The 16,593-nt window shown below is 30.6% G+C and carries 8 protein-coding genes and 1 pseudogene; 1 reads left to right on the forward strand and 8 read right to left on the reverse strand.

Features of this window, described 5'->3' with window-relative positions; genetic code table 11:
• Positions 1-2,754: 2,754 nt before the first annotated feature.
• Positions 2,755-3,048: an HU family DNA-binding protein gene (locus tag ERCIKOCA2762_RS01100; protein WP_157988385.1), complete on the forward strand. Its 294-nt coding sequence runs from the start codon at positions 2,755-2,757 to the stop codon at positions 3,046-3,048.
• A gap of 1,399 nt (positions 3,049-4,447) precedes the next feature.
• On the opposite strand, the gene fldA is transcribed toward ERCIKOCA2762_RS01100, so the two are convergent.
• The 8 genes and pseudogenes from fldA to tamA form a co-directional block, all read right to left on the reverse strand.
• Positions 4,448-4,990, reverse strand: a complete 543-nt coding sequence (fldA, locus tag ERCIKOCA2762_RS01105) for a flavodoxin FldA (protein ID WP_157988386.1) — start codon at positions 4,988-4,990, stop codon at positions 4,448-4,450.
• A 1,219-nt stretch (positions 4,991-6,209) separates the two neighbouring features.
• Positions 6,210-6,428, reverse strand: coding sequence for a translation initiation factor IF-1 (infA, locus tag ERCIKOCA2762_RS01110; RefSeq protein WP_157988387.1), 219 nt, complete (start codon positions 6,426-6,428; stop codon positions 6,210-6,212).
• Between the two features lie 3,361 nt (positions 6,429-9,789).
• Positions 9,790-9,984: a hypothetical protein gene (locus ERCIKOCA2762_RS01115; protein WP_157988388.1), complete on the reverse strand. Its 195-nt coding sequence runs from the start codon at positions 9,982-9,984 to the stop codon at positions 9,790-9,792.
• Between the two features lie 228 nt (positions 9,985-10,212).
• On the reverse strand, positions 10,213-11,364 hold the full coding sequence (locus ERCIKOCA2762_RS01120; protein ID WP_157988389.1) for a translocation/assembly module TamB domain-containing protein: 1,152 nt from the start codon (positions 11,362-11,364) through the stop codon (positions 10,213-10,215).
• Between the two features lie 151 nt (positions 11,365-11,515).
• Positions 11,516-11,668 carry a hypothetical protein gene (locus tag ERCIKOCA2762_RS01125; protein WP_157988390.1) on the reverse strand — a complete coding sequence of 51 codons (153 nt, stop codon included), beginning with the start codon at positions 11,666-11,668 and terminating at the stop codon, positions 11,516-11,518.
• Between the two features lie 911 nt (positions 11,669-12,579).
• Positions 12,580-12,789 carry a hypothetical protein gene (locus ERCIKOCA2762_RS01130; protein WP_162298006.1) on the reverse strand — a complete coding sequence of 70 codons (210 nt, stop codon included), beginning with the start codon at positions 12,787-12,789 and terminating at the stop codon, positions 12,580-12,582.
• A gap of 525 nt (positions 12,790-13,314) precedes the next feature.
• Entirely contained in the window at positions 13,315-13,611 is a 297-nt protein-coding gene (locus tag ERCIKOCA2762_RS01135) for a hypothetical protein (protein WP_157988391.1), read from the reverse strand.
• Positions 13,608-15,341, reverse strand: a pseudogene (gene tamA / locus ERCIKOCA2762_RS01140) (autotransporter assembly complex protein TamA). The gene ERCIKOCA2762_RS01135 and the pseudogene tamA overlap by 4 nt, the downstream one beginning before the upstream one ends.
• Between the last annotated feature and the right edge of the window lie 1,252 nt (positions 15,342-16,593).

Below are 16,593 nucleotides of genomic sequence, written 5' to 3' on the forward strand. Positions count from 1 at the left end.
TATATATTTTATAATCAGTGCTTTAATGTATCATTATTTAACATAATATATTTTTAGATTAAGGTATATATTTAAGTCAGAGAGTAAAAATTAGAATGTATTTCTTAATTAAATATATGATGGAGAAATTACTCTATATTATAGAGATATTTTGAGACAAGACAATAATAATTTTGCAAGATGGTGAAACATTGCACTGTGATACATCTTGACAAACATAAATTGATATTTTGATACTAGTGTTATTATCAATATAGATGTCTGATTTTTTAATTTATCATCATATCTAATGGATATAATTAATTTATGTAACCAGTAACTGATACTTTGTAAAAGATATGTGTCAAGTCAGTTTAAATATACAAGACATGTTCTGTGCAAGAAACATATACCGATTAATAATTGCACAGTATGCAAAAGGTAAGTGACTCTTAATCACTATCATGTGAGTTCAACATATAGTGTTATTATGTAATTATAAGGTGATAATTATTTAAGGGTGTTTAGCATTCAGCAAGCAAGAAGGTTTCTATAGGTTATGAGGTTAATTATAGAAAAATAAAATGCATTACCATTGGTATGGTAATTATGCTTTATGCATGCTATCGAAAATGCTTTTTATACAAGAGATCTGTTGTGTGCATATGATCTTAAATCACCCATATTATGGTTTTGAGATACACTATAATCATTAGCGATGTATCCATCCAGGAGATAGCAAATATAGTCTTTACCCATCTCAGTCTCAGTCAAGTCAGACGTATAGAACCAATGGAATGGTTGTGATGTTAGTGTTTTAAAAATGAGAGATGAGAGAACGATTGATCTATTGTTTTTCCATTATAGCTTCTTTAGTAGTGATCTCCTTTGAGTACAATGCTCATCGTGTATTTTAAAATAAGTTTAAGGGTGTACCGCTAGTATACAAGATTGGATACATAAATATTTACTACACTTGCGAATAGCATGTTACAACATCTCATAGTGAGAGTTATGTATAAATATCTTAAAATGAATGTTTGGGTTAGTATACTTGTATAAAAACTTAGAATATAATAAATTGACAGATTTTTTATCTAGATCCTGTATCTTGTTGCACTCAAAATAGAAATATCATTTGAAATAAGAATATTTTTTATACCATACTATATATGTCCTTGAGAGATTGTATAGTATTATGAATTTTGTATCAGTATATTTTAAAATTCTATCGATAGTATCATGCAAGTTATTTAATGAGATTTAGAGTAGATATTTTAATTTTTAATTTATTTTTAAAAAATTGAAATCTATAAATAAAGATCATACTGTTCTATTTTTAATTAAAATCTATTAGTATTCACCATTCATACCTATATTATAATTTTAGACCAAATTTTAATTTCTGTATTAGAGATTTATTACCAATTAACATTATTGGCTATTTAAATTTTTATAGCTTTTTATATAAGACACATATTATAGGTTTATATATTACGATATATTATATTTAATGTAGAAGTAATAAATATATGAGATTTGTGAATAACGTTTAATTCTTTAACATATATTAAGATATAATAAGTTAAATATTATCATCAAATGTTAGTATTCATTTAAAATTGTATCATCTGCATTGTCAGATAGTTTAATACCCCTACTATGAAGTATATAATCCAGGTATTTTAATAAGCATACAGGCTGCATAAGGATTATATTGATAAGTACGTTATCAGTATATTAGCCTGTGCATTAAATACCTTAAAACACCGTATCAATGAATATTTATTGATTAATATCTTGCATGATACATTTTTAATGATTAAAAATATAGGTATGTAGTTCTGTCTAATCTTTTTTAATTAAAAAGATAATAAGTAGTCAGTAAAATATAAATAAACTTCATGTTAATGAATGAATACCAATTCACCAACAAAAGATAGTACATTATAAAATAATATGGATATATATTATATCATATACAACTAAGCATAATGTTAGTGAGTGGTTTATGACATGTGCAATATTTTTATTATTTTTATTATTTTTATTAATACATCAGTTAAAAGACCGTTATTTTTTATCTTTGCTATTCTGTTTACGAACTGAATAAACAAATGTATAATGTGTATATTTAAGAATCTTACGATGATTACAATCATTATTATTTTCGTAATTAAAATGTAACCGTATTTTTATTGAAAAAAATAAAAAATTGAATGTTTTGGTGCAGAATTCTGCTAAAAAGAATAGTGCGATATCTATCATAATAATATGAATTTAGTAAATACTTGGTATGTTACCTCTCAGGAATTTTTTAAAATCATCATATCATATTAAGATTCTCAATCTGTAATTAATAATTAATTAACAGAGTTAATGCAGTACTATAAATACTGAGCATGTAATGCTGATAGCAAGTTACTTTCAAGACACACAAAGAGATATTTCTCCGATGTATATTTTATTAGAAATGTATAGAATGTAGCTTCATGAAGCTGCGATCTAAAAACAAACTACAAATTATTTAGTGTCTTTATGCATGAAAGTATTCATAATATTTCTCAAATATAGGTATATGTACTAATAATTTATAGGATTCCTCGGTAGATGTCTGGAAATACATTGCTTATGAAATGAATATTGATTTTTCACATATGAATTCATTTATTACCTATCTTAGTATGAGAATATGATTCATACGGAAGAGTATCAAATTTATTGACATTCTTACACTGAAACTAATAAACGCCATATGTAAAATGAGGATGATGTATGAATAAAGCTCAATTATTAGAGATAATTTCAGAAAAAGCAGATTTATCTCAGCGTCAGGCGAAAGTGATTTTAGAGACGATATTGATAGAAATCACTCAGGCTTTAAAAAATGGAGATAGCGTACAATTAGTAGGTTTTGGGACTTTTAAGATTCATAAACGCGCAGAGCGTATGGGGCGTAATCCAAAGACTGGCAAAAAGATTCATATTGCATCAGTAAGAGTACCAGTCTTTGTATCAGGTAAATCTCTAAAAACAGCTGTCAAGCAAGCAGACATTCAAGAATATTGACTGCTCGTATTGGATGAGTGTTATTACTTATTATGAATTTTGTTCGATCAGATACCATAAGTATGAGTGATTTAGTAAAAAATGATGAACAAAAATGATTTTTATAGGTATATCTTTAGCTTTACTCATTAAAATTATACAGGCATTCAGTTCCAGTTTTTATATTATTTAATTCTGATATGGTTAAAGCTCATACTATACGCTGATGAATAAGCTTATAGATATCATTGAGCAGCATTTATTATCGTTGTTAAGTTGAGGTACACGAACAGAGATGAGCAATAAGATGATATCTTTATTTACTTGATAATGTATTGCTGTTTTAGCATACACTAGTACATTATAGCCTGGTATTATATAGGTTTAATTTGAAATTAAATCTATGTATCTCTTCATGAAGAGGACTACAAGTTTTATTTCTAGACAAAGATCTATTAATAGTTAGAAGCAATATTTAGAGTTATCCATCACGTTAGCATATTATGGTGTGCTATGCGACCTTACTTCAGGTTATCATTATTTAAAATAATTTAGGCTCTTGCTCCTTTCTTTAGATAAAGAAATATTTGTGGTGACAGAAAACGCCGCATGAAATCATATTAAAGGCAAACATATTATACGATTTATGATAAAAGTACCTCACCTGTGGTGAGATAAAAGTACTTAAAATCAGTGATTGATAATTTTTTATCATCCATAAATCAGACAACGATTGAGCTGTAAAACCGATTATTACTCATAAAAAATTCAGTCATGCAGTTGTAGATGTATGCTAAGTGACATATTAGTGATGATTGATAGTTTTATGTTGTATGTTAAATCCTTTTATTGTTGATCAAAATTTACAGTTAGGTGGTGGCGTTTACTTCTTGGATCAGCCATTTTCATCTTTTAGTAGTAAAAAATGTTTTTATGTGAGAGACTGCTATCTCATAAATATAATTAATCATATCTATATCTGATACAGTATATAGTATGCGTATGAGATGTACAATATATAATTGTTCTATTCATAGCATGCATATGGAGTTTTTCAATGCTTTTTTGGAAAAAGCATCTCATAATGATGTACAGAAACTTTTTAAAATAGAACAAGACAGTGAATAGAGCTAAACGTATTCTTTCGTATACAGTCTTCCATATAAATCTGTATGTAGGACAAGTTTTATAGACCTCATTATCCCTTACGTTTACATTAATAATTCATCCATTCGGGATAATTCCATATGACAATGAGAGTAGATAATAATTTTTTTGTTATTAATTTATAGTTAATCACATGATGATAGTGTGTTCCTAAATATATAGTTATCTATAATAGATGCATGATATGATAATCTCTGCAGAGTATGATTCTGAGCACTAGGACCAAAACAGATTAAATATCTGATGGTATGATTTATATCAATATTTGATGTGTGAGGATTTTTTCTAGATTCATTTCGATACAAATTTGTTTAGTCCAGAGATCAACGCGATTCTGAGTTAGCTCTGGTTGTCTATCTTCATCGATCGTCAAACCAATGAAGTGAGCTTCATCTATTACCGCTTTAGATGCTTCAAATTTATAACCTGTAGTCGGCCAATGACCTATAATTGATGCAGATCTTGATTGAATAATATCTCTTACAATCCCCATGGCATCACAAAAATAATCAGAGTAATCTCCTTGATCACCACATCCAAATAATGCTACTAACTTCCCTGCAAAGTTGATTTCTTCTAATATTGGAAAGAAGTCATCCCAATCGCATTGAGCTTCGCCATAGTACCAAGTTGGAATACCTAATAGTAAAACATTGAATCTTTCTAGGTCTTCTTTACTGCTATTCGCAATGTCAAAAACTTCTGCGATATGCTGTCCAATTTTTATTTGGATCATTTTCGCAACTCTTTCTGTATTACCTGTGTCGCTACCAAAAAAAATACCAATCGGTGCCATTTATCTAATAACCTTTCAGATATATTATAAAGAACTAGTACAGTACTAAGTACTAGTTGGTGATGCACATCATAACAGATTTTTATCATAAAAACACATCTAAGTAAGCATCTGGTAATTAATGAATGCACTTATGATGGAGCAGAAAATCGTAAACTGTTTTTGGATTTTTTGGTATATTAGCTGACTTTATAGTTTTCTAAAACATAGAAATAAATTAATAATTATACAATAAGCTATTTTTATGTAGTTTGTATTTCCTAATATTTATTATTAACATAAGTGTATTTATTTTAAATTCATCTTAAAAATAATTTTTATATTGCGATATCTGGTATAGGTCAGTGGAGAACATTCAGTGGATGAGTGGATTCTAGAAGTAGTGGTTTTTTATTGTTAACTATTTCTATAGATAGATGTAGTTGAATACTTGATATGAATTATGCATCCATGCGGGTTTTTTTAAATTTGATATTAGATCTATATTTGATTATTCTATGCGTATTTCATGCATTTCAAATAACATCACACAATTGTACGTATAGATATTATCTATGATTAGTATCCTATAAATTTTGTACTAGTATCTCATCAATAGAGATGTTAAGAGTTTAATAGAGAGTGATTTTCTAGCAACACAGCGCGCCTCTGTCACGTATAACTAAGATATAGAGTTTATGTTATAAGGTGTGTATCCATCTAAACTACAGAAGAAATATGATTTATGCTCCTCTAAAAGAGAAAGCTATGTGTTTTGCGGGTCTATACTCACGCATACACATTAAAACATGATCCCTATAGTCATTAATGCATATGAAACAGTTGAGTGGATTGACTTCAATACTTGCAGTGGGGGTAATAGAAGCTTTTTTAATATTACATGGAGTAATATATTAATATATGTATATTACGATTTCTTATAATTAGAAAAACTATTAAAAATATACAATTTGTAATGTATGAAAATATTGTTGTAAGAATCAATTATTTCGGTGAATTGAGATGGATTCATCAGAGTACTTAACGTACTTTACGCATGATCCTTAAAAGTCTGAATACGATACAAGATAATAGAAATGATAGATCCTATGTACAGTTTGCTTCTTACAACGTATAAAGCGTGTAACACATGAAATGGAATGCAAAACATATATTTGCATAGCAATTTTAAGCATAAATCGCGTTTCTATCTTCTATTATGTAAACGATATGGTATTTTCTATCGACTACGAAAGATAATTCTTCCCTTAGTTAAGTCATAGGGAGTAATTTCTACTGTTACTTTATCGCCTGTTAAAATACGGATGTAATTTTTTCTCATTTTACCAGATATATGTGCGATAATTTTATGACCATTTTCTAATTCAATACGGAATGTTGTATTGGGTAATGTATCTAATACAGTTCCCTGCATTTCAATATTATCTTCTTTAGCCATTAAGTCCTCTGGATCAATCCCCTTGTTTTACATCATTGAATAATGCCTAATTTTAGGCATGATGTAAATAATTTTCCATATATTCTCTTAAGTTTTTTATCTTCAAGATTGTTTACGCTCTACTTTTATATATCATTAACTGTAACTCCTGTTTTTTGTGCATTATTATGACTACCTTGCGGTAGTATATAATCATACAGGAGATAGATCATCTTTAATAGTTATGACGTTTATACAGTGCACATCAAACTGGTGTATGGTTAAGCAACCTTCTTGTTGTCGAGGTTTGATTTGATATTTTTATATCAATAACAATGAATCATAAAAGATTGTATCTCTGTTTTACTTTGAAAGTGTTTCAATGCAAAATAGATCATTGCTTCTACCTCAGAGCTGAAGCGTTCTCCAAATATTGATCCTATCAGGAGTGAAGATATTTTTTCAGGATTTGATATATATTTGCCAAATATTGCGATTTATTTAAACACTTCAGAAAGATATGAGCTATTCTTGACTTTAGTTATAGGGTTGAGTGGTATGGACGTCTGGGTGTTAAGAGATCAATGGCTTTCTGAGTTTTTGTATAACTGAGATGTATCAGCTCTCGTGATATCATTTTTCTATGCAGAAGGAGTGTGTAATTCGTAAAGGTTTTAATTCTATTCTTCATAGGAGGCGTGTGCCTATTGAGTAATGCAATATGTTAGTGAGTCTTTATGTATCTATACTTTCATTTATGCTTCACTTTTCTCCATCAAATAACGTAAGTACATATTCAATAGTTCTTGAATATTCCATCTGACGTATTTGTAAGATCGATTACCCTCATAACCAATAAGATAAATGAGTGGCTTAAGGATTACAAGTACTTTTCTAAAGTATAATTTTATGAATACAGATGTATATCACGAGAATTTTAATCGTCATATTTTGCATATTATAACATGTGTCGCAAAACCACTGTTTTTTTTGGAGTAGAGTACGCATTAGGTTATTAATATATGCATTTTTTCTTCATCATGCATCAAAAAAGCCAGCGTGTGTGGTGGTATTTTTTATTTATATAGGATGTAGGATGACATAAATCAGTGTCAGAAAGTATGAGTTTAATATCTTAAAATGCATGTCAACTTAATACGAACAGCGAATTCACTCAAATAATGATATAATTTTATAGTATTAAAAGAAACGAGTTAATAATGAAATGACTTGTGAATACCTCACAAAGATTTATCATCATTTTTATACGTAAGGATCATATCATAGTGATATATCTTATATATTGTATCATTGAATGTATGTCCACTGTTTTGCTTCAGTACATTATAGAAGTATTATGGGGTTAGCTATAAGAGAGTACGATCGAGTCTGTATTTTCGCTATATGTGATGTATTATGGTAGATATCTAATGATAACTACTAATGTAGCGCACCTATCATGCTATACACAGAGTAAAGAGAAGTTATGCTAGCGTACTCATTGATTTTTATCATGCAGTAAAAAATAAATGCAATTATAATAAGCGTGATCTATATTTCAAATGTGGTCCACAGACCATCTTGTACGACCATATGACCCAGAGCGATATGATTTTGTTGGTTGTTGATATCACTATATATTAACCTATGTGTGATAAAAATTAATATTGTCTATGCCACTACGATTTTCATTATGAATATGATGGAGCACTGATATAGCATTTATTTCTATTACACACTAATACTATACACTAATTTAGTGAGTGATCTTAGGATTAAAAATCTAGTTTTCATTTATACTACTGACTATTCTTAATTCCTCTTAATTATATTTATTTTAGATGATAGGACATGCAAGAGTTTGTGTATTTATTTTAAGCTCTATGCGTAGATTGTGGAAGAATAGATGGATGGTATCATAATAAAGATACATATATATCTACTATCGCACTATGCTTTACAAGCATATTAGCTACATTTTATTCAATCAAACGAGGAAATATGCGTGATTTTTATATATTTATGTTTTCTGTAAAGTGATTCTATATTCTGTCTACTTGCATGTATTAGGATACCTATATTGATTAGTTTATAGCCTATAATCTTTAATCACTGATAAATACTGGTGATATAACGAATGTATTGGTATTGATTGCTTGTCATCTTTATGTAATACGCTGCTCATAGTTCACTACATATGAGTCGAAAGACAGCTTTTTATAAGCGCTGTCTATCTGAACCCTTCTATTATAATTATCATAGATTATATTCTATCAATGATCTTTAACATTGAAGTGCAAACTTATGATAAAATTAATGAATTAAGATTTCACTGGGGTAATCGACTATAGGTTTTAAGGTAAAAATAAACATTATATAAGTAATATTTCTACATAATTGTGATATGTGTGATTAAGTCTTATGTTCTGTGTTTATTTAGATCCACATTATGATTGATGAGACATAGTATTCTTGATTTTTGGACATTATATTTCTGTGTTCGTGCATCATTTGATAAATGATATTCTTTAACAATGCTAGGTTTCTATTCGTTAGAGTCACAGTGTATTCTGATTAGTAATAGTATATTGATTCATCTTTATACAGAAGATTAACTTGGATGAAATGTGTAGAAAATACATAAAGCAGTCATTAGTTGTAGCAGTATTATAGACATGTTTTAATACTAGTTCAGAATAAATATTTTCAGACGACTTTCTAATTATCAATCAAATCATGATTGTGATTTATTAGAATTACTATATATAGTATGCATATCTTGTGCTGTTGGAGGATCAAATAACTACTTTTTTTGGTTTTGGTTTTTAACTATTTAGGTGGTTATGCATTTCTTTATTAAATTAATGATTTGACATTTCCAATTGTATATGTATCTCAATACAGCACTACGATACTGTTATATCATATTTAGTTTCTGATTCTAAGGTTTGATAAGGTTACGCACCAGTTTGTTATTCCAAAAACCAGATCGGTAATGACAATATGTTATCACCTACCTTGAATTCACATAGAAATGCCGTCGTAGAAATCTTACGAGCATTTGGAGTGTATTTTGCTAGGATGGGTATAATAAAACTCTTGCTTTAGTGCTCCACAATACTTGGTGTTTTTTTTGATACTGCATTTAGTATGCTAGCTTACATATTTAAAATCATTTAATTAAATAAGAACTATTATTTTAAAAAGTTAGGATTGTAATACAAACTATTTTCATTCTGATCTGCATACGGATGGCACGCATATAGATATGAATTAATGCTATATTAAAAATTTTTCGGTGTTGCACCAAGAAGGTTTCTGTACAATCTTTGATCAAAGATTGTAAATCGCTTTTGGATAGTTGGTATTGAAATATTGACGATCAAAGCTCAAAGTGATAGAGAAAATCCACAGCTTGATTCATACCCGAAATAGCTTCTAAATATAATTTTGGAAAGAGTTGATAACGTAGAGTAAGTTTGTCTACAGAATCAAATATACCAATACTATACTTTATCTGCAGGTGTGGTAGAACCTCTGCGCTCATCTGTACTTGTTTTTTTTTCTCCGGTTCCAATAGAATCTAGTATAAGATGATTGATATTCAATGTTCGTCCAATTTTACTTACTAGTGTACCACTGTGAGATAGGCCCCATCCTATCAATGTAGAAGGAAGCGTGTAGTTGTCATCACCAGCAGAGTCTATTTTTTGACCATGTAATAGATACGATCAAGTTTCTTCTTGCGTTTGTTCTGGATCGGAAAAAATCTCACATGTGGGATTGTTAGAAAGCCCAGTGATTCTTACCCCCCGACAGTAACATCATCTGCAGTTTCCTCTGGATGGCGGATAGCTTCAATGTTAAGGTATGGTTGAATCGTGCATCCAGAAAATTTTAATTCTCCTTTTCGTATGAAAAGATCTTGGGCGTAGGCGTGTAAATGTCCAGATAAGATATGCATCTTTCCATACATACTAATGCTGTAGTGATTTTTTTGTATCTCAATATCTCCATGTAATTTTCCTCTCAAACCAACAGCATGTATACTGACATTGCTGCCAACATGTACTAAAATTTTACTTTTTGTGGGTATTGTTAGAAATCTTGATTTTAGTGGTTGTAGATTCTTATCTAAAAGTACTTCGTCAGAAGAAATTTGCGTAGAGCTACGTGGTATTTTTTGTGCTAAAAAATGAGCCCATGGAACATTAATATAACCCATAAGAGTGTATAATTTTGGTGTAGCCGTAAATAGTAGATTTGGTACAATATCCATGTGTATATGAGGTGGTATGATGACGCTTATTCTATCGCTTATCATAGAGATACGTGTGTACCAATGATCTATTTGGTCCCACGCAGCTTCTCCATTTAAAGTTATCTTCCCCTGTGCAGCATGGATTACTGCTTTTAAAGTTGAGCGCATACCCTTAAAATTAATAGTGAATTGAGAGCGAGTGAATTTAATAGGGATAAGGTTATTTTCCAAACAAGTATTATTAAGATGAATTTTGCCAAAAATTTTTGGTTGTTTTAAATTCTCACCGAAGCGTAAATTGGTATTGAGCATTCCAGAGATTTTTTCACCTGGAATAAGCGCAGGATTTAATGTACTGATAGAAAGAGAATGAATATGCAGGGCACCGAATAACATACGTTGTTTATGAAGATTAGAAATTTGAAATTTGGCATCTAATGTGCCATGGTTAGCAAGATCAATTAGGCTTTTAATCTGTATGCAATCTTTAGTTAATACTATATTAAGTTGTACTTTCTTTAAAGGAATAGGTATATTTTCCCCTTCTACCTTATAATAAATTGTTACATTCTCACCTATCAAAGATACCGTGCCATTGAACCAAGATTCATACAAGCTCCATTTAAGATGTGTATCGCCTTTGCCAATGATTCCTGATACCTGAGTTGTATGTGGTATCAATAGCTTAAAAATCATCAGATTTAAATCATGAAATATGATTTTAGCATCACCATATAGTGCTGTGTATTTGATCTGTGGTATGTATATCCACATGTTTGGATTGCTCCAGCAGTGCATACCAATCACCAATATGTTTTTGCTATATAGATAATTAACAGTAGCCTTCTTAGTTAATTGCCACATAACCTAATGGTGTAGATAGACATGTACGCTCAAGGTTTCCGGTCCATGTCTTTTTTAGAAAATTGAGAGAACCTGGGATATCGATTGTCCCAGAAATTGGCGTGCCTTGTATATGAATACATAAATTATGTTTCATAGGAGTTCCACTAGCTTTTAATTAAAGCAAATTCATGCTTTCTGCGTTCTTTTTGAATTTTTCAACACGTAGGTTCATGTGACTCTGTATTGTATTGCTAGCAAAGATTGATCCATAAAGATGCATATAATTAACCAATATGGTTCTATATTTTAAATTATACGCAGCAACATTGGTAAATAATATTGGTTCTATGTGGTTACCTCACACATAGAATACTCCTTGTAGACTACCGTGTAGTATTGGATGGATATGATTTAAATTTTTAGCATTCACGTTAACATCTAAATGTATCTGGTTTGTTAGGAAACCCTTGAGTATGATTTTATTATGACCAATTCCGATATTTACATTTTGTGTATGCCATTGATTAGGGTTGTCCCTATACATAGAGCCAGATATATTAAAGCGGCGATGTGACACTTGTCCTGTTAATGTAAGTTGTATCTTTAGATTGTGTATCTGTAATGCATTGGCGGTGCTATTATTCTTTTCAGCTGACTATAATATAAACTTCCATGAGTAATAACTTTTCCGCTTATATTTGATGTCAACTTAGGGAAATACTGCGTGGTATCAATATTAGAGAGAGTGAATGTTCCGTGCCAATTAATTACTTTATGCCAGTTAATTTCTCCTTGTAATTTAGCGCTTCCTTGCGAGGTAGTGAGATGTGATTGCTAGATAGTAAGTTTGTTTAAGCCACCTTTACCGTTGATAGTGAGCATTGCGGGTGGCATGTGTTTTCCGTCTAATTCTGCTTGAAGCGATAGGGTGTAGTTTTTCATATTACCATTTAAAATAAAGCACACATTCTTGGCTTTACATTTGACTGATCTTTTTTGTGGCAAAAATAATTGAGGGCTATAGAAGTGTATACTCATAGGTAGGCCCACATTAGAAAGATTTCTTTACAGAGTGATTAGTGCTTCTGTTGAACCAGATAACTTTAGTTTTAATTTCAGAGTGTGACATAATTCACCACTTATATTAATTTTAATTTGCTCATATTGAAGTGAAGTAATTTTGACAACATTATGTATGATGCATTTAAGAGGATAGGTTCCAGTAAGAATTATTTGACCTGTGATGTTGACGATACCTTGAGGACAATCAATCAACAGATGCTTCAGTTGCAATTTTTTATTCTGTATACAACCTGTTATTCAAATACGATTCATAAAAAACTGGGTATTTCCAACATAAGACATATTCTCGCAGAGCAATTGCATTAGATTGACGGTAATGGATAGATCTAATGCGGGTAACCTTGGAAGAATAGATTGCATACATAATGTGTGAAGTTTTTTGCTAATAGCGTATGCATTTATAGCTAGTGTTTCTATATTATAGTTCGGTGTAGTTGTCTGTTTTTTGGGAGTTTTCAGAGTAGATTTGGGTAATGTAATGATTAGTCCCTGCATGTATGAGGGTGTGACTGTTATTTCATTCTTTTGAAAATTTAGACCTCCGATAAAAGAAGAAATAGAAATGATAATGTGCTCTGTTTTAAAATTGACATTATGAAGAGTTATATGACTTAGTATAACTGGGTAAGTAGCTGTGAAGATGTTGTTCTTGCTTGTATTGATGAGATTCTTGTTTGTTCTAGAAAGTTGATTTTTATTTATAAATATATTCACATCTTATGGCATTAACTCATTCAGACAGACTTTGCCTTCTATCAAATTACTAACACGGAGTGCAATATGTACTTTTTTGACCTCAACTGTTGTATCAGATACGGTATAGAATAGATTCATCAAAGTTAGATGATTTAAAGTACCATCTATTTTTTGTATATCGAGACTCGGGATGTATTGTTTTGCAGTATATAACACTAGCTGTGCGCCAACTGTAGTTCCTACTATAACAAATATGCTACAAGATAGTATAAGGGTGAAGGTTAGTATACTAATTAGGGCTTTTTTATAACCTTTCATAATTCAGGTCCTAGATTAATATATAATTGCATGTTATACGCATTATGCGTAAACATAGGGCGTGCAACATAAAATTTTATTGGACTAATCGGAGAATGCCAGCGTACACCATAACCAGCACCACTGTGAATATCATTTTTATGAGCATCGAGCATCAAGACGCCTGAATCAACAAAGATAGTGATCCACCAGTTCTTATAGATATGGTATTGATATTCTATTGAGCTTGTTGCTAACTTTGAAGCACCCATTAGTTTTCCGGTGCTATCATGTGGTGCAAGTTCTTTATATGTATAACCGCGAATGCTGTGATCACCGCCCGAAAAAAAACGAAGATCTGGTGGTGCTGTCTCAAATCGTTTAGTCATTATCCACCCTAAATTGACGCATGCAATAAAGCGATGGTCTTCTTGAAGCGTACGGATCCATATATTATGAACTTTCAGTATTAGAAAATTCATGTAAGATCCCCAGAAGGAATTAGACAAATCAACAGAATAATACTGTGAATCCCCCCAAGTCGGCATCATGAATGTATCGGATGCACGGGTGCGATCTAAAGTTAAGCTTGGATAGATTAGGATGGCAGTATTTCTTGTACTACCTTGTGTAAAATGGTCAAATATCCAGTGTAGGTGGGTGGCCAACTGCCATCCACTAGAATAGTCCCAGTATTGTGAGATTGTTAGAGCGGAAGCATTAGACTTAGTGTCATTGAGGTTAATATGTTTTAGGGTACCCTGCAATAGATAATATTGCTTGAGTGGGTTTTTGAATATTGGTATTTTATAAGTCCATTTTATATTTTTTCAGGCATGGATATATCTGCAATAATACGAAAACTATGCCCTTTCTGATTGAAACCGCTTTTTTCCCATGGTGTTTTAACATGTGGCCCAATGTTCGTTGCAGATCCCAGACCTATTTCAATGACATTTTTTGTACGGGGTGTGACTACTCCATGCAGTACTACGATTGTGCGTGTATCTATTTTGTTTATTTCTGGTATGACAGCTACTGAATTAAACCATCTAGTGGCGGATAAGCGCCAAGCGAGCTCTTCTATATTGTGTGCGGTATAGATATCACCTCTAGTTAAATAGAACTAAATTTTTTAAAAAGTCTTCACGGATTTGCGAACCAGTAAAAATGGTATTACCGAAATGATAACGTGGCCCACTATCATAGTCGATATACCAGAATGCTTTGTGCCGAGCAATAGAGATCTTTAATTGACTTTTATTATAATGGGCATCAAAGTACCCTTTTTGTAAGGCTAGGTTATTTAAAGCATTTTTAAAATTTTCGTAGTCTTCATGATGCAGTATCTTGCCAATTAAGAGCTTGCTCGTCTTAACTAGGGCGAGATAATCATGATCGTGGTTGGACATACCTCTCAGTATGACGATCTCTTCAGAAAGGGTAATTGGTAGACCAGGTATAACTTGGACGGTTAGTAAAGGGTATTCGTTAAGAGTTGAAGGTGGTAAAAGATTAAAAGAAATCTGGGGTTCATAATATCCTAAGGCTCTTAGCGTTTCTTTTATGGTTTGATGAAGGTGAGATCGTACACTAGAATCTATCAGCATCTGATTGTGGATGGCAGTAGATAAGCGTTCCTGAATCTTAGATTTTAACTCTGCAGATAATCCGATGAGTTGTAGTTGGGTCTGTGCTGCTTGGATGTTTGTGGGAAAGGAGAATACAAAGATAGCAGATAGAAAGTATATATATTTTTAGCAAGTAGGTTCCTCGTTACTGTACGTTTCTATCTTATATTTAATCTAACTTAAAGATTATTTAGCATGGATAGCATTTATTGACTTGTTTCTATGTGAAGTCAGCTTAATGGAAGCAGGCTCAGTAAAACCAATGTAAAACAATCCAGCGTGCAGTTGTGAGTGAGTTGTAATATTATACTGCAATACAGAAACTGTTAAAGAATCTATGCTTAAAAAAAATGAACTTGAGAAGTTATATAATATATATTGATTATTAATGTGGTAAATTTATTATATCACTCTTTTGGTAATATGTTTTTTATTGGATTGAATAAAATAGAAGTGCATAGATTTACAGTATAAATATTTTAATGGTGATCTGTCTAATTTTTTCTTCGTGTATGCTACACTATAATAGAATTATTAGAGTATTTACTAATGTCTTAGTATAGTATTTATAAGTAAATAGTTTTAAAGTACTGATATACTGAGGTATACTTCTTTGAAGTATCAAATATGCTTTTAACATAATGTTAATTTATTCAGTTTCTATAATGCGGTAACGATGAAAAGAATAATATTCAGCAAGATATTTCATAGTGACTGGTCGTCTTGGAAGATAAGACTTCAATATTCACAATGAAAACTCATGTATACTGTTTTAAAAAGTACACTATATATTATCAATATGTATTTGATTGAAAATAGCTAGAACAAGGTATATGTAAAATATTATAGATACTTTCTAACTAATGAAAGGATGGTTTTATGATATCTTTAGATAACAGAGGAAAGATGATATCGCCAATGTGTAAAATTATACTCATTCTAAATTAAGGAAAATATATTAGGATTTTATTAACAAATAGAATCATTTAAAGAGAATTCGTGATGTTTACTTAAGATATATATTATTGTGATATACTTTGAGCAAAGACTTCAGGAAAAGAATAGAGTATTTTTAGTATCTTTAATATATTTGAATGTAGATAATAACCCTGTTAAAAACATATATATCACTACTTAATTTTTCGAGTTTTATTATATTTAATTTTAAATACTTAGAGAGCAATGAGAAAATATATCTATTTTGCATAGCAAACATAGAATAGAAGTATATCTTAAATATCTATACTGAATAGTATAGAGATTAGGTTATGTCTGAAGTAACAGGTATATATAATAATGTGCTTATGAAGCCTATCATTTATAATGTTGATATGAGCTAATAGTGTATTATTAGAAATAACCGATTCAACAC

Source organism: Candidatus Erwinia haradaeae, assembly GCF_900698935.1.
Classification (GTDB): domain Bacteria; phylum Pseudomonadota; class Gammaproteobacteria; order Enterobacterales; family Enterobacteriaceae; genus Erwinia_E; species Erwinia_E haradaeae_D.

Bases quoted from the DNA above. Each gene is read 5' to 3' on its own strand.
- ERCIKOCA2762_RS01125 (WP_157988390.1), bottom strand. From the start codon at position 11,668: ATGAAACATAATTTATGTATTCATATACAAGGCACGCCAATTTCTGGG.
- ERCIKOCA2762_RS01135 (WP_157988391.1), bottom strand. From the start codon at position 13,611: ATGAAAGGTTATAAAAAAGCCCTAATTAGTATACTAACCTTCACCCTT.
- fldA (WP_157988386.1), bottom strand. From the start codon at position 4,990: ATGGCACCGATTGGTATTTTTTTTGGTAGCGACACAGGTAATACAGAA.
- ERCIKOCA2762_RS01120 (WP_157988389.1), bottom strand. From the start codon at position 11,364: ATGATTTTTAAGCTATTGATACCACATACAACTCAGGTATCAGGAATC.
- infA (WP_157988387.1), bottom strand. From the start codon at position 6,428: ATGGCTAAAGAAGATAATATTGAAATGCAGGGAACTGTATTAGATACA.
- ERCIKOCA2762_RS01100 (WP_157988385.1), top strand. From the start codon at position 2,755: ATGAATAAAGCTCAATTATTAGAGATAATTTCAGAAAAAGCAGATTTA.